The 21,201-nt window shown below is 69.3% G+C and carries 19 protein-coding genes; 16 read left to right on the top strand and 3 right to left on the bottom strand.

All coding sequences use genetic code 11. The features are described from left to right. Positions 1–8: 8 nt before the first annotated feature. The 7 genes from H570_RS0107520 (at position 9) to H570_RS0107490 (ending at position 6,408) form a co-directional block, all read left to right on the top strand. Positions 9–1,166 (top strand): isovaleryl-CoA dehydrogenase, encoded by a 1,158-nt coding sequence (locus H570_RS0107520; RefSeq protein WP_027080199.1) that lies wholly within the window; start codon positions 9–11, stop codon positions 1,164–1,166. 244 nt (positions 1,167–1,410) lie between these two features. Continuing rightward, positions 1,411–2,586, top strand: coding sequence for a thiolase family protein (locus H570_RS0107515; RefSeq protein WP_027080198.1), 1,176 nt, complete (start codon positions 1,411–1,413; stop codon positions 2,584–2,586). A gap of 125 nt (positions 2,587–2,711) precedes the next feature. Continuing rightward, positions 2,712–3,053 (top strand): hypothetical protein, encoded by a 342-nt coding sequence (locus H570_RS0107510; protein WP_027080197.1) that lies wholly within the window; start codon positions 2,712–2,714, stop codon positions 3,051–3,053. A 135-nt stretch (positions 3,054–3,188) separates the two neighbouring features. Beyond that, positions 3,189–3,581, top strand: a complete 393-nt coding sequence (locus H570_RS0107505) for a hypothetical protein (RefSeq protein WP_027080196.1) — start codon at positions 3,189–3,191, stop codon at positions 3,579–3,581. Positions 3,582–3,707: 126 nt separating this feature from the next. After that, on the top strand, positions 3,708–5,315 hold the full coding sequence (locus H570_RS0107500) for a carboxyl transferase domain-containing protein (RefSeq protein ID WP_027080195.1): 1,608 nt from the start codon (positions 3,708–3,710) through the stop codon (positions 5,313–5,315). A 173-nt stretch (positions 5,316–5,488) separates the two neighbouring features. Next, positions 5,489–6,040 carry a bactofilin family protein gene (locus H570_RS0107495; RefSeq protein WP_027080194.1) on the top strand — a complete coding sequence of 184 codons (552 nt, stop codon included), beginning with the start codon at positions 5,489–5,491 and terminating at the stop codon, positions 6,038–6,040. Continuing rightward, the gene (locus H570_RS0107490; RefSeq protein ID WP_027080193.1) at positions 6,037–6,408 is read left to right on the top strand and encodes a hypothetical protein; all 372 of its coding nucleotides are present in this window, start codon (positions 6,037–6,039) and stop codon (positions 6,406–6,408) included. Before H570_RS0107495 ends, H570_RS0107490 begins: the two co-directional genes overlap by 4 nt. Before the next feature lie 135 nt (positions 6,409–6,543). On the opposite strand, the gene H570_RS0107485 is transcribed toward H570_RS0107490, so the two are convergent. Next, positions 6,544–8,475 (bottom strand): cytochrome c/FTR1 family iron permease, encoded by a 1,932-nt coding sequence (locus H570_RS0107485; protein ID WP_027080192.1) that lies wholly within the window; start codon positions 8,473–8,475, stop codon positions 6,544–6,546. A 130-nt stretch (positions 8,476–8,605) separates the two neighbouring features. On the opposite strand from H570_RS0107485, the gene H570_RS0107480 reads away from it, so the two are divergent. The 8 genes from H570_RS0107480 to yeiP all read left to right on the top strand — a co-directional run bounded on the left by H570_RS0107480 (position 8,606) and on the right by yeiP (position 17,493). Beyond that, on the top strand, positions 8,606–9,394 hold the full coding sequence (locus H570_RS0107480; RefSeq protein WP_027080191.1) for an enoyl-CoA hydratase-related protein: 789 nt from the start codon (positions 8,606–8,608) through the stop codon (positions 9,392–9,394). A gap of 97 nt (positions 9,395–9,491) precedes the next feature. Then, positions 9,492–9,881: an endonuclease domain-containing protein gene (locus H570_RS0107475; protein ID WP_036135525.1), complete on the top strand. Its 390-nt coding sequence runs from the start codon at positions 9,492–9,494 to the stop codon at positions 9,879–9,881. Positions 9,882–9,913: 32 nt separating this feature from the next. Next, complete coding sequence (locus tag H570_RS0107470; RefSeq protein WP_027080189.1) at positions 9,914–11,938, top strand: acetyl/propionyl/methylcrotonyl-CoA carboxylase subunit alpha; 2,025 nt, start codon at positions 9,914–9,916, stop codon at positions 11,936–11,938. 8 nt (positions 11,939–11,946) lie between these two features. Then, complete coding sequence (locus H570_RS0107465; protein WP_027080188.1) at positions 11,947–12,840, top strand: hydroxymethylglutaryl-CoA lyase; 894 nt, start codon at positions 11,947–11,949, stop codon at positions 12,838–12,840. Continuing rightward, positions 12,837–15,419 (top strand): sensor domain-containing protein, encoded by a 2,583-nt coding sequence (locus H570_RS18170; RefSeq protein ID WP_051176217.1) that lies wholly within the window; start codon positions 12,837–12,839, stop codon positions 15,417–15,419. The genes H570_RS0107465 and H570_RS18170 overlap by 4 nt, the downstream gene beginning before the upstream one ends. After that, positions 15,412–15,900, top strand: coding sequence for a GNAT family N-acetyltransferase (locus H570_RS0107455; protein ID WP_027080187.1), 489 nt, complete (start codon positions 15,412–15,414; stop codon positions 15,898–15,900). Before H570_RS18170 ends, H570_RS0107455 begins: the two co-directional genes overlap by 8 nt. 137 nt (positions 15,901–16,037) lie before the next feature. Beyond that, positions 16,038–16,808 carry an SDR family NAD(P)-dependent oxidoreductase gene (locus tag H570_RS0107450; protein ID WP_027080186.1) on the top strand — a complete coding sequence of 257 codons (771 nt, stop codon included), beginning with the start codon at positions 16,038–16,040 and terminating at the stop codon, positions 16,806–16,808. A 118-nt stretch (positions 16,809–16,926) separates the two neighbouring features. Continuing rightward, entirely contained in the window at positions 16,927–17,493 is a 567-nt protein-coding gene (gene yeiP, locus H570_RS0107445; protein ID WP_027080185.1) for an elongation factor P-like protein YeiP, read from the top strand. A 133-nt stretch (positions 17,494–17,626) separates the two neighbouring features. Here the strand turns inward: yeiP and H570_RS0107440 are convergent, their stop codons facing one another. Then, positions 17,627–19,015, bottom strand: coding sequence for an FAD-binding oxidoreductase (locus tag H570_RS0107440; protein ID WP_027080184.1), 1,389 nt, complete (start codon positions 19,013–19,015; stop codon positions 17,627–17,629). A 122-nt stretch (positions 19,016–19,137) separates the two neighbouring features. On the opposite strand from H570_RS0107440, the gene serA reads away from it, so the two are divergent. Continuing rightward, positions 19,138–20,373: a phosphoglycerate dehydrogenase gene (gene serA, locus H570_RS0107435; protein ID WP_027080183.1), complete on the top strand. Its 1,236-nt coding sequence runs from the start codon at positions 19,138–19,140 to the stop codon at positions 20,371–20,373. A gap of 212 nt (positions 20,374–20,585) precedes the next feature. Here the strand turns inward: serA and H570_RS0107430 are convergent, their stop codons facing one another. Continuing rightward, positions 20,586–21,188, bottom strand: coding sequence for an NUDIX hydrolase (locus H570_RS0107430; protein WP_051176216.1), 603 nt, complete (start codon positions 21,186–21,188; stop codon positions 20,586–20,588). Positions 21,189–21,201: the final 13 nt, after the last annotated feature.

Genomic DNA, 21,201 nt, shown 5'->3' with positions numbered 1-21,201 from the left:
GAGCATGCATGCGCCCTTTCCCGCTGGGTGAAGACATCGACGCGCTGCGCGACGCCGTGCGCCGCTTCGCGGAGGCGCAGATCGCGCCGCGCGCCGAAGCCATCGACCACGACAACGCCTTCCCGCAGGACCTGTGGCCGGCGCTTGGCGAACTGGGCCTGCTGGGAATGACGGTACCGGGCGAATTCGGCGGCAGCGAAATGGGCTACCTCGCCCACCTGGTGGCGATGGAGGAAATCTCGCGCGCGTCGGGCTCGGTGGGGCTGAGCTACGGCGCGCATTCCAACCTGTGCGTCAACAACCTGTACGCCAACGGCAACGCCGCCCAGCGCGCGAAGTACCTGCCGAAGCTGTGCAGCGGGGAGTGGAAGGGCGCGCTGGCGATGAGCGAGCCGGGCGCCGGTTCCGACGTGGTCGGCTCGATGAGCTGCCGCGCGGAACTGCGTGGCGACGCGTGGATCGCCAACGGCAACAAGATGTGGATCACCAACGGCCCCGAGGCCGACGTGCTGGTCGTCTACATGCGCACCGCCGGCAAGGACGCGGGCAGCCGCTGCATGACCGCCTTCATAGTCGAAAAGGGCATGCCGGGGTTTTCCACCGCGCAGAAGCTCGACAAGCTCGGCATGCGCGGCTCCAACACCTGCGAACTGGTGTTCGAGGACTGCGCGATCCCCGTCGGGAACGTGCTGGGCGAAGTGCACCAGGGCGTGCGCGTGCTGATGTCCGGCCTCAACACCGAGCGCCTGGTGCTCAGTGGCGGCCCGCTGGGCCTGATGCAGGCCGCGCTCGACGCAACCCTGCCCTACGTGCGCGAGCGCAGGCAGTTCGACCGCGCGATCGGCACGTTCGGCCTGATGCAGGGCAAGATCGCCGACATGTACACCGCGCTGCAGTCGTCGCGCGCGTTCGCCTACCAGGTCGCGCGCGACTACGACGCAGGGCACAAGTCGCGCATCGACGCGGCAAGCTGCCTGCTGCACGCTTCCGAAGCGGCCGTGCAGGTCGCGCTGGAAGGCATCCAGGCGCTGGGCGGCAACGGCTACATCAACGAATACCCGACCGGGCGGATCCTCCGCGACGCGAAGCTCTACGCGATCGGCGCCGGCACCAACGAAATCCGCCGCATGCTGATCGGGCGCGAGCTGTTCGAAGGCAACAGCTGAGGAAACGCGCCGTCCTTGCACCGGCAGGAGCGGCGCAAGCCGCGATGCCTCCTCGATGCCGCACAGTTCGCGGCTTCCGCCGCTGCTGAAGGAACGAACGCCAGAATCAGCGGAAATCGCGGCCATCGCTGCCCCCCCGGGTCTCCGGGCTGCCCGTTTGCGGCGCTGCAGCATCGAGCGCCGTAAAGCGCCATAATCGGGCGGTCCCCGGCCCCCACTGCCGGCCCGCCATCCGGAGAGTCCCATGTCCGACATCGTCATCGTCGGTGCCAAGCGCACCGCCATCGGTTCCTTCCTCGGCCAGTTCACCGGCGTCCCCACCCCGACCCTCGGCGCCGTCGCCATCGAGGGCGCGCTCGCTCATGCCGCCCTCGCCGCCGACCAGGTCGACGAGGTGATCATGGGCTGCGTGCTGCCTGCCGGCCTCGGCCAGGCGCCGGCGCGACAGGCCTCGCGCGCCGCCGGCATTCCGGACGGCGCCGGTTGCACCACCATCAACAAGGTCTGCGGTTCGGGCATGAAGGCGATCATGTTCGGCCATGACCTGATCAAGGCCGGCTCGGCCAGCGTCGTGGTCGCCGGCGGCATGGAGTCGATGACCAATGCGCCGCACCTGCTCAACGGTTCGCGCACCGGCATCAAGTACGGCAGCACCGAGATGCTCGACCACATGGCCTGGGACGGCCTGACCAACCCCTACGATGGCAAGGCCATGGGCGTGTTCGGCGACGCGGCCTGCGCCAAGTACGGCTTCGGCCGCGAGGACGTCGACGCCTATTCGGCCGAAAGCGCCAATCGCGCCAAGCAGGCGATCGCCGACGGGGGCTTCAAGGACGAGATCGTCCCGGTGACGGTCAAGACCCGCAAGGGCGACGTGGTCGTCGACACCGACGAGCAGCCCGGCCGGATCGACACTGCCAAGATCCCGACCCTGCGCCCGTCGTTCGGCAAGGACGGCGTGCTCACGGCTGCCTCATCGTCGTCGATCTCCGACGGCGCCGCCGCGACCGTGCTGATGTCCGCGGACGAAGCCGCCCGCCGCGGGCTCAAGCCGCTGGCGCGGATCGTGGCCCACGCCACCCACTCGCAGGCCCCGGAGTGGTTCACCACCGCGCCGGTGAAAGCGATTTCAAACGTGCTCGACAAGGCGGGCTGGGCGGTCGGCGACGTCGACCTGTTCGAAGTCAACGAGGCGTTCGCATGCGTCGCCATGGCGCCGATGAAGGACCTCGGCATTCCCCACGACAAGCTGAATGTCCACGGCGGCGCGTGTGCGCTTGGCCACCCGATCGGTGCCAGCGGAGCCCGCCTGGTGGTGACGCTGTTGAACGCGCTCAAGGCCCGTGGCGGCAAGCGTGGCGTCGCCTCGCTGTGCATCGGCGGCGGCGAGGCAACTGCAATTGCCGTCGAGATGGCGTGAAGGTTTTAATGGCTTATTTACAAAAAAAAGCAAGCAAACGCTTGACAGCCGAAACGGGCTTGTCATCATGTTAGTGGGCGCGCTGCCGCGCGTTGCCAACCATATAAACGACGAGGAAGATTGACATGACGATCAACAAGGCGCTGCTCGCACTGGCCCTGGGTTTTGCCCTGGCCGCCTGCAGCAACCAGAAGCAGGCCGAAGACTCGGCCGCCGACGCAGCCGACGCTGCTGCCGCCGCGCAGACCGCCGCCGACGAAGCCACCGCTGCCGGTGACGCGACCGCCGACGTTGCGCAGGACGCCGCCGACACCGCCGCCGATGCCGCCGCTGCCGCCAGCGATTCCGCTGCCGACGCTGCTGCTTCGACGACCGATGCCGCTGCCGACGCTGCTGCCGACTCCGCCGACGCCGCTGCCGATGCCGCGGAACAGGCCAAGGACGCCGCGGAAGAAGCCAAGCAGTAATCGGGTTCCACGCTACGTTGCAACAAGGGAAAAGTCGCTGGTTCGCCAGCGACTTTTTTCGTCAGGGGGGGGAGCGTCGTCGCAAAGGCGCGCTTCCGATTCTGGAAACAGACACCTTTTAGGAGCATCACACCCATGAACACCCGTATTGTTGTCCTGCTGGCCGCCAGCGTGCTGGCGCTGTCCGCCTGCAAGAACGAAACCCCTACCGCGCAGGAACAGGCCGCCGAAGCACAGGCAGCGATGGAACAGGCCGGCGACTCCGCCGCTGCCGCCGCGTCCGACGCCGGTGACGCGATCGCCGAAGGCGCCGACGCCGCTGCCGCCGCCACCGGCGAGGCCGCTTCGGAAGCCGCCGACGCGACGCAGGCTGCCGCCAGCAATGCCGCCGATGCAACGCAGGCTGCCGCCAGCGATGCTGCCGACGCCACCAGCCAGGCTGTCTCCGATGCCGCCGACGCCACCAAGAGCGCCGCGCAGGATGTCGCCGACAAGGCCAAGGCCGCTGCCGACGAAGCCAAGAACTGATCCACGCTTCAAGGTAGTCCACACGGGACCCGCTTCGGCGGGTCTTCGTGTTTCCGGGGCCCCCGGGACGCCGGCGCGTGGAGGCTGCGGTTATCCTTTGCCTTCCCCGTCCTGCACCGGTCCGCCATGCCCGTCCTCCGCTCCGCCCTGGATATACGCGCGCAGTCGTTCACCGAGAACGTCGCCTACCACGACGAATTGTCGCGCGAACTCGACCGGCGCCTGGCGCGCGCGGCCGCAGGTGGTGGCGCCAAGGCCCATGAGAAGCACGTCGCGCGCGGCAAGCTGCCGGTGCGCGACCGCATCACCGCCCTGCTCGACCCCGGCTCGCCGTTCCTCGAAATCGCGCCGCTCGCCGCCGAGGACATGTACGACGGCGCCGCGCCCGCCGCCGGCATGGTCTGCGGCATCGGCCGGGTGATGGGCCATGAGGTCGTGGTGGTCGCCAACGACGCCACGGTCAAGGGCGGCACCTACTTCCCGATGACGGTGAAGAAGCACCTGCGCGCGCAGGAGATCGCGCGAGAGAACCACCTGCCGTGCGTGTACCTGGTCGACTCCGGTGGCGCCTTCCTGCCGCTGCAGGACGAGGTGTTCCCGGACAAGGAGCACTTCGGCCGGATCTTCTACAACCAGGCGCGGATGAGCGCGCAGAACATCCCCCAACTGGCCGTGGTGATGGGCAGCTGCACCGCCGGCGGCGCCTACGTGCCGGCGATGAGCGACGAAAGCATCATCGTCAAGGGACAGGGCACGATCTTCCTCGGCGGCCCGCCGCTGGTGAAGGCCGCGACCGGCGAGGTCGTCGACGCCGAGGCGCTCGGCGGCGCCGACGTGCACACCTCCGTATCCGGCGTGGCCGACCACTTCGCCGAGGACGATCGTCATGCGCTGCAGATCGCGCGCAGCCTCGTCGGTAACCTCAACCGCCGCAAGGTGGTGCCGCTGGCCACGCGCGACTCGTGCGAGCCGCTGTACCCGGCAAGCGAGCTCTACGGCATCGTGCCGAAGGACACGCGCCGGCCGTTCGACATCCGCGAGGTGATCGCGCGCATCGTCGACGGCAGCGAGTTCGACGAGTTCAAGGCGCGCTACGGCAAGACCCTGGTCACCGGCTTCGCCCACCTGCACGGCTACCCGGTCGGCATCGTCGCCAACAACGGCATCCTGTTTTCCGAGAGCGCGCTCAAGGGCGCGCACTTCATCGAGCTGTGCAACCAGCGCGGCATCCCGCTGGTGTTCCTGCAGAACATCACCGGCTTCATGGTCGGGCGCAAGTACGAGAACGCGGGCATCGCCAAGGACGGGGCGAAGATGGTCACCGCGGTGGCCTGTTCGAGCGTGCCGAAGTTCACCGTGGTGATCGGCGGCAGCTTCGGCGCCGGCAACTACGCGATGTGCGGCCGCGCCTACGGCGCCCGCTTCCTGTGGATGTGGCCCAACGCGCGGATCAGCGTGATGGGCGGCGAGCAGGCGGCCGGGGTGCTGGCCACGGTGCGGCGCGACGGCATCGAGGCGCGCGGCGGCAGTTGGCCGGCGGAGGACGAGGCCGCCTTCAAGGCGCCGATCCTGGAGCAGTACGAGTCGCAGGGCAGCCCCTGGTACGCCAGCGCGCGGCTGTGGGATGACGGCATCATCGACCCCGCCGACACCCGCCGGGTGCTGGGGCTGGGGATCTCGGCGTCGCTCAACGCGCCGGTCGAGCCGGCCAGGTTCGGGGTCTTCCGGATGTAATCCGCGGGGCGACGCCTGGCGGTCGCGTTGTTCGCGCAAGACCTCCCATTGGCGCTGCAAGCCCTTGTCGGAAGATGGATTTGGTGAGCCGCGTCACAGCCATGTGAAGGCGGCTGCATGCTAGTCTCGGGGTTCCCCCAAGCCGTTCCAGCCCTGTCCGAGGAAGTTGCTCCATGGCCATCTTCAACCAGCAAAGCCCCGCCAAGAAAGACGTGCCGTCGTTCGCCAGCGACGCCGCACCCAGCCCGCAGGCGGCCCCGACCCCGATCCGCGAGACGCCCGCCGTGGCCGACTTCAATCCGACCCAGTCCGCGCCGCCGCGCGCCGTCGCGCAGCCCGAGGCGAAGGAATCCCTGATCGCCGCCGACCTGACCATCGAAGGCAAGATCGAAGGCGCCGGCCACGTCCGCATCGCCGGCAAGTTCAAGGGCGACGTCAACGTCCAGGGCGACCTGACCATCGAGAAGGGCGCCAAGCTCAGCGGCGGCGTGCGTGCCAAGAAGGTCATCGTGGCCGGCGAACTGGAAGGCAACATCGAATCCGCCTCGCGGGTCGAGCTGCTCGATTCGGGCGCGCTCACCGGCGACATCAAGGCCGGTTCGCTCACCGTCGCCGCCGGCTCGCGCATCCGCGGCCACGTCGAATGCGGCTGGGGTGACAAGGATGCACCGAAGTCGAACGGCGGCAAGGCCGACGGCAAGCCGGAACGCGACCTCGCCTCGTGAGCAACGCCCGTCCGGGCACGGCAGGTGCCACGCGCACCTGCCCGCACTGCAAGACGACGATCCTCGAAAGCTCGAGCATCTGTCCGTCGTGCCGGCATTACCTGCGCTTCGATTCCCCGAACGCGCGGGCCTCGACGACCATCACCCCGCTCAACGTCGAAGGCAAGATCCGCCATCCTTCCGAGGGTGGTGCCTGGGAGTACTCGGTGGTGCTGACCATCCGCGATGACGAAGGCAACGAGATCGCCCACCAGGTGGTCGGCGTCGGCGCGATGCACCCGGGCGAGGAGCGCACCTTCAGCCTGGCGGTGGAAGTGATGCCGACCAACGACATGCGACGCCCCCCGAAGCGCGGCATGAAGCACTGAGCAAGGAAAGGAGGCTCGCGCCGGAACAGCCCGGCCGCAGGCAGAACGAAGGCGCCCGAGGGCGCCTTCTTCATTCGTGCTGACCGCACTGCGCGGACACGACCGCGCGAGCCACCATTGCCGCCGGCTGGCTCCTCAGCGCGTGGCGGCGGCCGCTCGCGCGCTGCGGACGTTCCAGGCGAACCCGAGCAGCAGCGCCAGCAGCACCACGACCTGGGCGGTGACGCCCTGGACGGTCGGATGGATCCCGAGGAGGTCCAGCCGCGGCCCGTCGAACATCGACATCGGCAGCCAGCCGGCCTCCTGCAGCGCCGCGACGCCCTTGCCCGCCAGCACCACCGCAAGCACCGCGACCAGCGCCGCGCTCGCCGCGAAGAACTTCCCGAACGGCAGCTTGCGGCTGTAGCGCAGCATCAGCCAGGCGATCACCGCGAGCGCGACCACCGCGGCCGTCGCGCCGGCCATGATGGCGCCATGGTGCCCTTGGCTCCACAGCGCGGCATAGAACAGCACCGTCTCGAACGCTTCGCGATACACCACGACGAAGGCCAGCAGGAACAGGAACCAGGCCGAACCGCGCGAGAGCGCATGCGACAGCTTTTCCCGGATGTAGCGCTGCCAGGCGTCGGCATTGCTCTTGCCGTGCATCCAGATCCCGATCGAGACCAGCACCACCGCCGCGAACAGCGCGGCAAAGCCTTCGGTGAGCTCGCGACTGGCACCGCTGATGTCCACCAGGTAGGTGGCGGCCAACCAGGTGGCGCCGCCGGCGACCAGCGCACCGACCCATCCGGCGTGCACGTAACGCATGGCCTCCACGCGCCCTGCCTTGCGCAGGAACGCCACCATGGCGATGACGATCAGCAGGGCCTCGAGGCCCTCGCGCAGCAGGATGGTGAGCGCGCCGACGAAGGCCGTGGTGGCGCCTGCGCTGTCGTTGTCCTCAAGCGTGGCCTCGGCGCGGTCCAGCAGGGCCTCGGCCGCGTCGGCGCTGGCCCGCACCTCGGTCGCGCCCGCGCCTTGGCTGATACTCGCGCGAACGCTTGCCATCGCGGTTTCCAGCTCACGCAGCAGGTCCGCGTTGCGGGTGCCAAGCAGCGGTTCGATCGGTTCCACGCCATCGAGATAGGCCGACAGCACCTTGGCGCGGGCGTCGGCGACGTCGCCGGCCGCGTAGGCTTCGACGCCTTCCCTCAGGCGCGTGCGCGCCAGCACCAGCGCCCCGTCCTTCTGCTCTGCCTCGACCAGGGCCAGGGCGGCCTTCGGCTCGCGGCGCAGGTAGGCGGTGACGTCGTCCGCCGCGTCCTGCGGTAGTCCGGCCAGGCCCGCAGGCAGTGCATGCACCAGCGCCGCGAGGTCCGGCACCACCGCCCGCGCTTCGGGGTGTTCGCGCAAAAGCGCCTCGCCCCGCGCCGCGGCTTCGGCCGGGAATGCGAGCTGGCCGACGTAGAACGCCAATGCCCAGCGCTGGTCTTCCGGCAGATGCGCATAGCTGACCATCGAGGTGCCTTCCAGCCCCTGGTCGATCACCTGCTGCAGCGCGAACACGCTGCGCTGGCGCGCGCGCGTCGCATCGGTGAAGTCGATCGGCGGCGGATCCAGGCCGGCACCGGCGGGGCCGTCGCCGGCGCCAGTCGCGCCATGGCAACTCGCGCAGTTGGCCTGGTACAGCGCCGCGGCACGTGCCAGGTCGGGCACGCTGCCGGGCGCACGCGGCACCGGATACGCGCTCAACAGGGCCTCGGCCAGCGCCCGCGCCTGCCGCTCGACTTCGGCCGGCGCCGCCTTGTTCGCGATCGCGTCCTGCAGGCTGCCGGCCTGCGCTTCGAGCGCCTGCCTGGATGGATGCTCGGGCAGGCCCGCGAGCCCCTCGCGAACGGTCGCCGAGAATTCGGTCATCTCGCCGTACTCGACGTCGCTGATCACCGCGCCGTCGCTGACAGCGCCCGGATAGTCGACGGCGATGTAATCCAGCAATCGCCACAGGGTCTGCACCTGCGGGGTGGCGAAGGCGCTGCCGGCCGTGGCGAGCAGGATCAGCAGCGAAAACAGGCGGAACACGCGCATGGGCGTTACCCGGGAGGAGAATCAGCGCATTCTACAGGCAACGAGAATGAATCGCATTTAGATCCTGCGCTGCCATGCGCGGCCCCGGCGCCACTTATGATGGCCGTCCACGTCCCCGGAGCACGCGTGAGTGACCGACGCCCTGCTGACCCATCGCCAAGGCCCGCTGGCGCGCATCCGCCTGCACCGTCCCGAGCTGCACAATGCCTTTGATGCCGCCCTGATCGCAGGCCTGACCGATGCCCTGGAACAACTGGCGCGCGACGACAGCGTGCGCGTGGTCGTCCTTGAGGGCGCCGGCGCCTCGTTCTCCGCCGGCGCCGACCTCAACTGGATGCGCGGCATGGCCGCGGCCGGCGAACAGGAGAACCGCGAAGACGCCCTCGCCCTCGCCCGCCTGATGCGGGTCCTGGACGAGCTGCCCAAGCCCACCATCGCCCGCGTCCACGGCGCCGCTTTCGGTGGCGGCGTCGGCCTGGTGGCCTGCTGCGACATCGCCATCGGCGCCGAGGGCGCGAAGTTCGGCCTGACCGAAAGCCGGCTCGGGCTGCTGCCGGCGGTGATCTCGCCCTACGTGATCGCCGCGATCGGCGTGCGCCAGGCGCGACGCTGGTTCGCCACCGCGGAAGTCTTCGATGCGGCGCAGGCGCAGAGGATCGGATTGCTGCACGAGGTCGTCGCAGCGGATGCACTGGACGCCGCGGTCGACCGCCAGGTCGCGCTGCTGCTCAGGGCCGGGCCGGTGGCCTCGGCACAGGCGAAATCGCTGGTGCGCGACGTGGCCTGGCGGCGCGATCGCGATGCCGTCGATGCGGCCAACGCCGACCTGATCGCACGACTGCGCGTTTCACCGGAAGGACAGGAAGGCCTCCGCGCATTCCTCGACAAAGGCGCGCCGGCGTGGACGGAGAAATCCTGAAGGACAACCGATCAAAGCCCTCCCCTTCAAGGGGAGGGTTGGGTGGGGATGGGTTTCCCCAACGAACAGGCATCACTACAACAAGGGATCGAGTGCCATGGAAGGCCAAACCAGCGAGCGAATCCACACCGAACAACGCCAACGTACACTGCGCCGCAATTCGACCGACTCCGAACGCGAACTTTGGCGACATTTGCGAGGCAGGCAGCTCGACGGCGCCAAGTTCCGCAGACAACACCCCTTCGGCGATTGCATGCTCGATTTCGCCTGCGTCGAACGAAAGCTCGTAGTCGAACTGGACGGAGGACAGCATGCCGAGTCGACGAAGTACGATGGCTGGCAGACGCGGCAGCTGGAACAGGCAGGCTTTGCCGTATTGCGCTTCTGGGACCACGATGTCTTAGAGAACCGGGAAGGAGTACGGGAAATGATCCTGGCTGCGCTGCGAGACCGTACGAAACCCATCCCCACCCAACCCTCCCCTTGAAGGGGGCGGCTCAAGAACAAGAGCGACACCGCATGTTCGACAAGATCCTCATCGCCAACCGCGGCGAAATCGCCTGCCGCGTGATCCGTACCGCGCGGCGCCTCGGCATCGCCACGGTGGCGGTGTACTCGGAGGCCGATGCCGACGCGCAGCACGTGCGCCTGGCCGACGAGGCCTGGCCGATCGGCGGGCCAAGGCCGCAGGACAGCTACCTGCGCGGTGACGCGATCCTCGAAGTCGCGCGCCGGTCCGGCGCGCAGGCGGTCCACCCGGGCTACGGCTTCCTCAGCGAGAACGCCGACTTCGCCGACGCGGTCAAGGCCGCGGGGCTTGCGTTCATCGGCCCGTCCGGCGATTCGATGCGGCGCATGGGCAGCAAGGCCGGCGCCAAGGACCTGATGCAGGCGGCCGGCGTGCCGGTGGTGCCGGGCTATACCGGCGAGGACCAGTCGCCCGACCTGCTGGCGCGCGAGGCCGCCCGCATCGGCTTCCCGCTGATGATCAAGGCCGCGCACGGCGGCGGCGGCAAGGGCATGCGCATCGTGCGCGGGGCCGACGAGTTCCTGCCCAATCTGGAAAGCTGCCAGCGCGAGGCGAAGAGCGCCTTCGGGCGCGACCGCGTACTGCTGGAGCGCTACATCGAATCCCCGCGCCACATCGAGATCCAGGTCTTCGGCGACGCGCACGGCAACGCTATCCACCTGGGCGAACGCGAATGTTCGGCGCAGCGTCGCTACCAGAAGGTCCTGGAGGAGTCGCCCTCGCCCTTCGTCACGCCGGAACTGCGCGCGGCGATGGGCGCGGCCGCGGTACAGGCCGCGCACGCGATCGACTACGCCAACGCCGGCACGGTGGAATTCATCGTCGCGCCGTCGGGCGAGTTCTTCTTCATGGAGATCAACACCCGGTTGCAGGTCGAGCATCCGGTGACCGAACTGGTGACCGGCCTGGACCTGGTCGAATGGCAGTTGCGCATCGCCGGCGGCGAACCGCTGCCGCTGGCGCAAGGCGACATCGTCCAGCACGGCCACGCGATCGAGGTGCGGCTGTACGCGGAGGATCCCGCCGCCGGTTTCCTGCCCGGTTCCGGCAGGCTCGAACGCCTGCGCCTGCCCGCGCCATCGCCGCACGTGCGCATCGACTCCGGCGTGGTCGAAGGCGACACGGTGACGATCTTCTACGATCCGATGATCGCCAAGCTGATCGTGTGGGACGAAGACCGGCCGCGCGCCCTCGCCCGCCTGCGCGAGGCGCTGGCGCAATGCGGGATCGAAGGGCCGAAGTCCAACATCGCCTTCCTCGAACGGCTCGTGAGGCACCCGGCGATCGTCGATGCCAGCATCGACACCGGCTACCTCGACCGCCACCTCGACGATTTCACCGCCATCGATGCAGGCGATGCCGGGCCGGTCGCCGCTGCCGCCACCGTCGCGCTGCTGCGGGACGAAGCGGCGACGCGGGCCGGTGCAAGGCGAAGCGGCGACCCGTCTTCGCCCTGGGCGATCGCCGACGGCTGGCGCCTGGGCCGCGCGGGCCACCGCCGGCTCGTACTGCGCCTGGGCGACGTCCGGCACGAGGTCACCGCGCATGGCGCCAACGGCGAGTACCGCATCGAACGCGACGGCATCACCACTTCAGTTTCCGGCGCCCGCCTCGACGGCCCCGTGCTCACCGATTCGCCTCTGGCCGAATCGAGCCTCACTGCGCGTTTTGACGAACGGGGCCGGCGTTATCGCATCGAAGCCGACGCAAGCCGGATCTTGCTGCACGACGGGGAGCGGCGTTGGCGCTACGAGCGCGTACCGGCCTACCAGGCGGAGCACACCGGCGCCGACGGCAGCGGCGACCAGGTCGTCGCGCCGATGCCCGGGCGCATCGTGCTGGTCCGGGTTGCCGGTGGCGACAGCGTTGTACAAGGTCAGGAACTGCTGGTGATGGAAGCGATGAAAATGGAGCTTTCCCTGAAGGCACCGCGCGACGGCGTGGTCGCGCAGGTGCGGGCGACGCAAGGCGAGTTCGTCGATGCCGATGCCAGCCTCGTCGTGCTGGAGACCTGACCGTGGCCCTGCCCGCGTCCGTGCGCATCGTCGAGGTCGGCCCGCGCGACGGGCTGCAGAACGAAAAAACGATCATCCCGACCGCGGCCAAGATCGAACTGGTCGACCGGCTTTCGGCCACGGGGCTGCAGACCATCGAGGCGACCAGCTTCGTCAGCCCGAAGTGGGTGCCGCAGCTGGCCGACGCCGCCGAGGTCTACGCCGGTATCCGCCGCAGGCCCGGCGTGCGGTACCCGGTGCTGGTGCCCAACGAACAGGGCTACGAACGTGCGCGCGCCGCCGGTGCCGACGAGATCGCGGTGTTCACCGCCGCGTCGGAAGCGTTCAACAAGGCCAACATCAACGCGACCATCGACGAATCGCTGGCCCGCTTCGCCCCGGTGCTGGCGCGTGCGAAGGCCGACGGCATCCCCGTGCGCGGCTATGTCTCCACCGTGCTCGGCTGCCCGTACCAGGGCGAAGTGCCGGTCGCCGACGTGGTGCGCGTGGCGCGCGCCCTGCACGACATGGGCTGCTACGAGGTTTCGCTGGGGGACACCATCGGCGTCGGCACCCCCGGCAAGGCACGCGCGATGCTGCGCGCGGTGGCCGAAGCGGTGCCGATGCCGGCGCTGGCGGTGCATTTCCACGACACCTACGGCCAGGCGCTGGCCAACATCCTGGCCTGCCTGGAAGAAGGCGTGGCGGTGGTCGACGCCGCCGTCTCCGGCACCGGCGGCTGCCCCTATGCCAAGGGCGCGACCGGCAACGTCGCCAGCGAAGACGTCGCGTACATGCTGCATGGCATGGGCATCGCGACCGGCATCGACCTCGCCGCGCTCAGCGACACCGGTCGCTGGCTCGCGGCGCTGCTCGGGCGCGATACCGGCAGCAAGGTCACCCGGGCCTCGATGGCCGCATGAGCACGGGCCGCCAGCTGCCGGAGGAGACTTCGAGGCTGTCGGCCAACGACGGCACCGCGCAGATCGCGCTGGCGCTGGACGCGGCCTGCCGCGACCTGGCGATCCCCGCCGACGTGCGCCTGCTGCTGGCCGCTGCGCGCGACGCCTTGCACTCGGCCAGCAATGACGCCGAGACCGCGCGCCTGCGCTATCACGCCCTGTTCGACGCCGTGCCCGACCCGGTCAGCATCCTCGACGAGCGCGGCATCGTGCTCGACCTCAACAAGGCCGGCATGAGCGCCTACCGGCGGCCGCGCGAGGAGATCATCGGCCAGCCGATCGAAGTGCTGAACCCGGACCTGCCCAAGGGCCACCTCGGCCCGGTCTGGGACACGATCAACCGCGGACGCACCTACGTCATCGAAGTGACCAACATGCGCGCCGACGGCACCCGGTTCCCGGTCGAGGTGCATTCGGCCGGCTTCACGCATGACGGCCGCAAGTGCCTGGTCGCGGTGGCGCGCGACCTGAGCAGCCGCCACGAGGCCGAGCTGCGCTACCGCGAGCTGATGGAGGTGATCGACAAGGGCATCGTCGTCCAGGACGAGTTCCTCAACTTCACCTACGGCAACTCGGCGGCACTGCGCCTGCTGGGCATCGACGGCAGCGAATCGCTCGACGAAGCGATGCGGCTCGAGCACTGGATGCTGGTGCGCGAGGACGGCACGGTGATGCCGGAAGCAGAGTATCCGGCGGTGCGCGCGATGCAGGAAGGCAGGATCATCGAGAGCACCCTGATCGGCCTCTACCATCGCCAGCGGCGCCAGCTGAGCTGGCTGTCGGTCACGGTGGTGCCGCAGTTCGCAGCCGACGCCGACAAGCCGCACCAGGTGCTGTCGATGTTCAGCGACGTCACCGAACTCAAGCGCGACAGCGCCCTGTTCGATCGCGTGCAGGCGCTGGCGCACATCGGCGGCTGGGAATGGGACTGCACCAGCGACGAGCTCTACCTCACCGACGAGTCGGTGCGCATCCTCGCGCAGCAGGCGCCGCCGGCGACGATGCTGCAGATGATCGACTGCCTCGCCGCCAGCGACCGCCTGCGCCTGCACGCGGCGCTGGACCTGGCGATCAGCGAAGGGCGCGACTTCGACCTCGAGCTGCAGGGCGCACGCGCCGACGGCCACGCGTTCTGGGTGCGGGTCATCGGCGGCGGCGTGCCGGGCGACCCGGCCACTTCGCACCTGACCGGCACCCTGCAGGACATCACCGAACTCAAGCACGGCGAGGAAACCCTGCGCGTGCAGGCGCGCAGCGACCCGCTCACCGGGCTGATGAACCGCGATGCGATCCTCGGCGAGATCAGTGCGCGCCTGGCCGACCCGACGCAGTCCGGCGTCGCGGTGCTCTACATCGACCTGGACCGCTTCAAGGTGGTCAACGATGTGCTCGGCCACAACGCCGGCGACGAGTTGCTGACCAGCGCCGCGCGCCGGATCCTGCGCGCGGTGGGCACCGAGGGCCTGATCGCCCGCTTCGGCGGCGACGAGTTCCTGGTGGTGTGCAGCACCGACGACGATCCCGGCCGACCCGAACGCGTCGCCGATGCGATCCTCGATGCGTTCGGCGACAGTTTCCGCTTCGAAAAGGAAGAGTTCGCGATCACCGCCAGCATCGGCATCGCGCGCGCGCCCGAGCACGGCGACCGGCCGCAGACGCTGATCCACAACGCCGACGCGGCGATGTACGACAGCAAGCGGCGCATCCGCAACGGCTGGCAGGTGTTCACGCCCGCCCTGGCGCAGAGCCAGCAGGACCGCCTGCGCGTGGAGACGCACCTGCGCCGCGCCACCGACAACAACGAGTTCCATCTGGTCTACCAGCCCCAGGTCGCCCTCAAGGGCGGCCGCATCGTCGCGGCCGAGGCCCTGATCCGCTGGCAGAACCGCCAGCTCGGCGAGATGCGCCCGGACCACTTCATCGGCCACGCCGAGACCACCGGCGACATCGTCCGCATCGGCAGCTGGGTGCTGCGCGAAGCCTGCCGCCAGGTCGCCCAGTGGCGCGATGCCGGGCTGGGCATCGTGCGCGTCGCGGTCAACGTGTCCTACCGCCAGTTCCTCGGCGACGACCTGGCCGACAACGTGCGCGGGGTGCTGGCCGAATTCGACCTGCCGGGCACGGCACTGGAACTGGAATTCACCGAACGCGTGCTGATCGAGGATGCCCCGGACACGCTGCGCACCTTCGCCCGGCTGCGCGAACAGGGCGTGGTGCTGACCATCGACGACTTCGGCGAGGGCTACAGCGCGCTCAACTACCTGCGGCGGCTGCCGATCCACGGCCTGAAGCTGAGCCAGCTGTTCGTCGAGGGCGTGCCGGGCAACAAGTCCGACGTCGCGGTCTGCCAGGCGGTTGCCGGCATTGCCCGAAGCCTCGGCCTGGGACTGGTCGCGGAGGGCGTGGAGTCCGAGCAGCAGCGCCAGTTCCTGCTCGAGATGGGCGTGCCGATCGGCCAGGGCTTCCTGTTCGCGCCGGGCCTGCGGCCGGACGAGTTCGCGCGACGCCTGGGCAACCAGGCGACCCAAACCGATGCCTGACGCGCCGCGCATCCGCCCGATCGAAGCCGGCGACGACGCCGCGATGGCCGCTGTCATCCGCGCGGTCATGCCGGAGTTCGGCGCGGTCGGCGACGGCTTCGCGATCAACGATCCGGAAGTCGACTGGATGCACCGCGCGTATGCCATCGAGCGCGCGGCGTACTTCGTCGTCGTCGACGCCGGCGAGGTCAAGGGTGGCTGCGGCATCGCACCCCTGCTCGGCGGCAGCGACGACACCTGCGAACTGCGCAAGATGTACTTCCTGCCGGAACTGCGCGGCCGCGGCGTGGGCGCGGCCATGATGGCGCGCTGCCTGGACGCCGCCCGCGGCTTCGGGTTCCGCCAGTGCTACCTCGAGAGCCTGTGCGGCATGGACGCGGCGATGAAGCTCTACGAGCGCAGCGGCTTCCGGCGCATCGACGGCCCGCTGGGCGCCACCGGCCACGGCGGCTGCAACACCTTCTACCTGCGGGACCTGTAGGAGCGCCCCATGGGCGCGATGCCTCACTGGCGAAACCCAACGCGCCCTCGACGCGCTCCTGCATCGACCCGGAGGATTGGCCCGGACCTGCGCCATCGCGGTTAAAATCGCCGGTTTCCGCCTTCCCGGATATCCCCATGCAATCCGATTCAATCCGCGCCGTCGTCACCGGCGGCGTTTCCGGCCTGGGCCTGGCCGTGGCCACGCGCATCGTCGCCGACGGCGGCAAGGCCGCCCTGTTCGACGTCAACGACGACAAGGGCGCGGCGGCGGTCGCGGCGCTCGGCGACGCCAACGCGCACTACTTCCGCACCGACGTCACCGACGAGGACGGCGTGGCCGCCAACGTTGCCGCGGCGAAGGAGTTCCTCGGCGGGCTCAACGCCGCGATCAACTGCGCCGGCATCCTCGGTGCCGGCCGCGTGCTCGGCCGCGAGGCGCCGATGCCGCTGAAGAATTTCGCCGCCACGGTGATGGTCAACCTGGTCGGCAGCTTCAACGTCGCCAAGGCCGCTGCCGCGCAGATGCAGCACAACGACGCCGGCGACGACGGCGAGCGCGGCGCGATCGTCAACACCGCCTCGGTGGCCGCCTACGAGGGCCAGATCGGCCAGGCCGCGTATTCCGCATCGAAAGGCGGCGTGGTCGGCATGACCCTGCCGATGGCGCGCGAACTGGCCCGCTTCGGCATCCGCGTCAACACCATCGCGCCGGGCATCTTCTGGACGCCGATGGTCGACGGCATGCCCGACGACGTGCAGCAGTCGCTCTCCGCCTCGATCCCATTCCCGTCGCGCCTGGGCAAGCCGGAGGAGTTCGCCGACCTGGTCGCGTACATCCTCGGCAACCGCTACCTCAACGGCGAAACCATCCGCCTCGACGGCGCGGTGCGGCTGGCGCCCAAGTGAGGTGAAGCCGGGATTGGGGATTGGGGATTGGGGATTCGCGAAAGAGACCGCCAACCCGCCCCGACCCGGCTTCTTCCAATCCCGAATCCCGAATCCCGAATCCCGAATCCCGAATCCAATGAAAGCCTACGACGTCAAGAAAGGAAACGTGGTCGAGCACAACGGTACCGTGTACCAGGTGCGCGACATCGAGCGCAGTTCGCCGCAGGGCCGCGGCGGCAACGTCAAGTTCCGTTTCACCATGTACTCGGTGCCCGGCGGCAACAAGTTCGACCTGAGCCTCGGCGGCGACGACGAGCTCAAGGAAGTCGAGCTGTCACGCCGGCAGGTGACGTTCTCGTACAAGGACGGCGACGCGTTCGTGTTCATGGACGACGAGGACTACACGCCGTACACGCTCGACGCGGACGTCGTCGGCGACGACGCGGGCTACATCAGCGACGGCCTGGCCGAGTGCTACGTGCAGATCATCGACGAACAGCCGGTGGCGCTGCAGTTGCCGCAGAGCGTGGTGCTGGAAGTGGTCGAGACGCCGCCCGAACTCAAGGGCGGCACCGCGACCAAGCGCCCCAAGCCGGCGAAGCTCAGCACCGGGATCGAGATCCAGGTGCCCGAGTACATCGGCAACGGCGAGCGGGTGTGGGTGAATACCACGACCGGCGAATTCGGCGGCCGCGCGGACTGACGTCCCGCACTCCGGCTCCCTGCCCCTGCCTTTGCAGGAGCGGCCCGTGGCCGCGAGCTTCTGATTCCCGCGAACTGGTGGCCGGCGCAGAATCAAGAGCTCGCGGCCATGGGCCGCTCCTACAGTATTGCGGTCAAGGATCGAACAGCTTCCCCGGATTCATGATCCCGTGCGGGTCCAGCACCCGCCGGATCCCGCGCATCACTTCGATCTCCGCCGCGCTGCGCGTCGACCCGAGGTAAGGCTTCTTCACCAGCCCGATCCCGTGCTCTGCGGAGATGCTGCCGCCATGGCGCTGCAGCGTTTCGGCGAGCACCCTGGTGACCTGCTCGCACTGGCCGACGAATTCCGCATCGACCATGCCTTCGGGCTTGAGCACGTTGATGTGCAGGTTGCCGTCGCCTATGTGGCCGAACCAGACCACGTCGAACTGCGGATACCCGCGCGCCAGCAGCGCCTGCGCCTCGGCGAGGAACGCCGGCATCGCCGACACCCGCACCGACACGTCATTCTTGTACGGCGTGTACCGCGCCAGGCTCTCGGTGATGCCTTCGCGCAGCCGCCACAGCTGCGCCGCCTGCGATTCACCCTGGGCGATGACGCCGTCGCTGACCCAGCCGCGCTCCGTGCAATGCTCGAACGCGGCCAGCATCGCCGCTTCGTCCGTGTCACCCTGCATCGCGAATTCGGTGACCACGTAATACGGATGCACCTCATCGAACGGTGCCTGTCCGCCGTGCGCGAGCACGTGGTGCAGCGCGCGGTCGGTGAAGAATTCGAACGCTTCCAGCCGCAGGCGGCTGCGCAGCTGCGCGAACACTTCCATCAGCACCTCGAACGAGGGCAGCGCCAGCAGCATCACCTGGGTCGGCGGCGGTGGATCGGTGAGCTTCAGCGTGGCTTCCACCACGATTCCCAGCGTGCCCTCCGAACCGATCGCCAGGTGGCGCAGGTCGTAGCCGCTGGAGTTCTTGACCAGGCCGCGGCCGAGGTCGAGCGATTCACCGGTGCCGGCCACCAGCTTCAGCCCGGCGATCCATTCGCGGGTGTTGCCGTGGCGCAGGACGCGGATGCCACCGGCATTGGTGGCGATGTTGCCGCCGATGCTGCACGAGCCGCGCGCGGCGAAATCGACCGGATAGGCCAGCCCGTGTTCCGCCGCGGCCTCGTGCACCGCCTGCAGCGTGATCCCGGCCTGCACGGTGAGCGTGCGATCGATGGCGTCGAAGCCGAGCACCCGGTTCATGCGCGCCAGGCTCAGCACCAGTTCGCCGTTGGCCGCCACCGCGCCGCCGGACAGGCCGGTGCGGCCGCCGGAGGGCACGATCGCGACCCCGTTCACGCCGGCCCAGCGGACGATGGACTGCACCTGCACCGCGTCCGCCGGCAGCGCGATCGCCAGCGGCGCCGGCGTCCAGCGCCGGGTCCAGTCGCGGCCGTAGTGCTCAAGCTCCGCCTGGGCGGTTTCCAGGCGCAGTCCGGGGACTGCCTGCAACAACGACTCGAGGCGCGGATCGGTCATGGCGTGGCGGCGGCAGGCGGGCGCCCAGCGTGCCAGCCGGACTTTCGTGCGTCCAGTGCGGCAGTGCAGCAAATGCGCCCGGTTGCTGGCAAACTGATTTCGTCCCCCTCCCCCCGCCGACGATGACCAAAACCTCGTATCCCAAGCAGGACATCCGCATCCTGCTGCTGGAAGGTGTCAGCCAGACCGCCGTGGATACCTTCCGCGCCGCCGGCTACACCAACATCGACCTGCACGCCAAGTCGCTGCCGGAGGACGAACTGCGCCAGCGCATCGCCGAGGCGCACTTCGTCGGCATCCGCTCGCGCACCCACCTGACCGCCGAGGTGCTGGCGGACGCACGGCGCCTGCTGGCGATCGGCTGTTTCTGCATCGGCACCAACCAGGTCGACACCGATGCCGCGCAGCTGGCCGGCATCCCGGTCTTCAACGCGCCCTACTCCAACACCCGCTCCGTCGCCGAGCTGGTGCTCGCGCAGGCGATCATGCTGCTGCGCGGCGTGCCGCAGAAGAACGCGCAGTGCCACCGCGGCGGCTGGTCGAAGTCGGCCGCCGGCAGCCACGAGGCGCGCGGCAAGACCGTCGGCATCGTCGGCTACGGCCACATCGGCACCCAGGTCGGCGTGCTGGCCGAGGCGCTGGGCATGCACGTGCTGTTCCACGACATCGAAACCAAGCTCTCGCTGGGCAACGCGCGCGCGGCGGTCGACCTCGACGACCTGCTCGCGCGCAGCGACGTGGTGACCCTGCACGTGCCGGAAACACCGGCCACGAAGCTGATGTTCGGCGCAGCGCAGATCGCGCGTATGCGGCCGGGCACCCACCTGATCAATGCCTCGCGCGGCAGCGTGGTGGACATCGACGCGCTGGCCGGCGCGCTGCGCTCCGGACACCTTGCCGGCGCGGCAGTGGACGTGTTCCCGAGCGAGCCCAAGGGCAACGACGACCCGTTCGAATCGCCACTGCTGGGGCTGGACAACGTCATCCTCACCCCGCACGTCGGCGGCAGCACGCTGGAGGCGCAGGACAACATCGGCGTCGAGGTCGCGGCCAAGCTGGTGCGCTACAGCGACAACGGCAGCACGCTGTCGGCGGTGAATTTCCCCGAGGTCACCCTGCCCGGCCACGCCGGCAGCCGCCGCCTGCTGCACATCCACCGCAACGTGCCGGGCGTGCTGTCGCAGGTCAACGAAGTGTTCGGCCGGCACGGCGTCAACATCGACGGCCAGTACCTGCGCACCGATGCGAAGGTGGGCTACGTGGTGATCGACGTGAGCGCCAGCGAGGGCCAGGCGGCGGAGCTGCGCGCCGCGCTGGCGGGCATCCCGGGCACGCTGCGCACGCGGGTGCTGTACTGATCGAGGCAGGCCGGATCCTGCGCCTTGCAGGAGCGCCCCATGGGCGCGACCGTCATCGCCCGCGGAGCCATCGCCCATGGGGCGCTCCTGCGGACAATCGGATCGCGCGTCGCCTGCCGTGCCGATTGATATCTTGTGGCGTCGCACAACAGTAGGTCGGGGCTACGTCCCGGACGCCACAGATCCCGAAGCGTCGGGGGCGTAGCCCCGACCTACGCACTTGCGGGATGTTCGAGCCACTTCACGGCCATGCGCCGCAGCGACGCGTCGGCGCCCTCGTCGCGTGCCAGAGATGCGATGTCGCGCCACGCCAGCGTATGGGATTCGTGGCTGACCACGAAGTTCTCATCGTCGCCTGCGCGTACGACGTAGCGCACATCATGGTGCCAGTGCGCGGGCACTCCCTTGTGCTCGGGAATCCGGTGGCGGTCGAGGTCGAAGATGCCGGGCACCACCCTCAGGCCGGCCAGGCCGGACTCTTCTTCCGCCTCGCGCAGCGCGGCACGCGCAAGGTCCCGGTCGCCATCGGCATGCCCGCCCAACTGCAGCCACAGGCCGAGCTTGCGATGGTGGGTAAGCAGGATGCGCGTGCCGCCGCGGTCGACCAGCCACGCCGATGCGGTGAAGTGCCCGGCAAGCCGTTCGCGCATGAACGGATCGTCGTGATCGGCCAGCAGGACGAGGAAATCGTCGACGCAGCCGGCCTCGGCGGGCCAGCGCCGGGCGTAGTCATGCAGCGCCGCCTGCAGCGCGCAATCGGACGCCGCGGGGGAGGCGTCGATGTTGCGGTGCGGCAAGGGGTTCCCGTTCTCCATGGCGCAATTCTAG

Origin of the sequence: Luteimonas mephitis DSM 12574 (assembly GCF_000422305.1) — a bacterium.
Lineage (GTDB): Bacteria > Pseudomonadota > Gammaproteobacteria > Xanthomonadales > Xanthomonadaceae > Luteimonas > Luteimonas mephitis.
The sequence above is the reverse complement of the archived record's forward strand: the minus strand, read 5'-3'. Positions and strand labels throughout refer to the sequence as shown.

Bases quoted from the DNA above. Each gene is read 5' to 3' on its own strand.
- H570_RS0107520 (WP_027080199.1), top strand. From the start codon at position 9: ATGCGCCCTTTCCCGCTGGGTGAAGACATCGACGCGCTGCGCGACGCC.
- H570_RS0107515 (WP_027080198.1), top strand. From the start codon at position 1,411: ATGTCCGACATCGTCATCGTCGGTGCCAAGCGCACCGCCATCGGTTCC.
- H570_RS0107510 (WP_027080197.1), top strand. From the start codon at position 2,712: ATGACGATCAACAAGGCGCTGCTCGCACTGGCCCTGGGTTTTGCCCTG.
- H570_RS0107505 (WP_027080196.1), top strand. From the start codon at position 3,189: ATGAACACCCGTATTGTTGTCCTGCTGGCCGCCAGCGTGCTGGCGCTG.
- H570_RS0107500 (WP_027080195.1), top strand. From the start codon at position 3,708: ATGCCCGTCCTCCGCTCCGCCCTGGATATACGCGCGCAGTCGTTCACC.
- H570_RS0107495 (WP_027080194.1), top strand. From the start codon at position 5,489: ATGGCCATCTTCAACCAGCAAAGCCCCGCCAAGAAAGACGTGCCGTCG.
- H570_RS0107485 (WP_027080192.1), bottom strand. From the start codon at position 8,475: ATGCGCGTGTTCCGCCTGTTTTCGCTGCTGATCCTGCTCGCCACGGCC.
- H570_RS0107475 (WP_036135525.1), top strand. From the start codon at position 9,492: ATGGAAGGCCAAACCAGCGAGCGAATCCACACCGAACAACGCCAACGT.
- H570_RS0107470 (WP_027080189.1), top strand. From the start codon at position 9,914: ATGTTCGACAAGATCCTCATCGCCAACCGCGGCGAAATCGCCTGCCGC.
- H570_RS18170 (WP_051176217.1), top strand. From the start codon at position 12,837: ATGAGCACGGGCCGCCAGCTGCCGGAGGAGACTTCGAGGCTGTCGGCC.
- H570_RS0107455 (WP_027080187.1), top strand. From the start codon at position 15,412: ATGCCTGACGCGCCGCGCATCCGCCCGATCGAAGCCGGCGACGACGCC.
- H570_RS0107450 (WP_027080186.1), top strand. From the start codon at position 16,038: ATGCAATCCGATTCAATCCGCGCCGTCGTCACCGGCGGCGTTTCCGGC.
- yeiP (WP_027080185.1), top strand. From the start codon at position 16,927: ATGAAAGCCTACGACGTCAAGAAAGGAAACGTGGTCGAGCACAACGGT.
- H570_RS0107440 (WP_027080184.1), bottom strand. From the start codon at position 19,015: ATGACCGATCCGCGCCTCGAGTCGTTGTTGCAGGCAGTCCCCGGACTG.
- serA (WP_027080183.1), top strand. From the start codon at position 19,138: ATGACCAAAACCTCGTATCCCAAGCAGGACATCCGCATCCTGCTGCTG.
- H570_RS0107430 (WP_051176216.1), bottom strand. From the start codon at position 21,188: ATGGAGAACGGGAACCCCTTGCCGCACCGCAACATCGACGCCTCCCCC.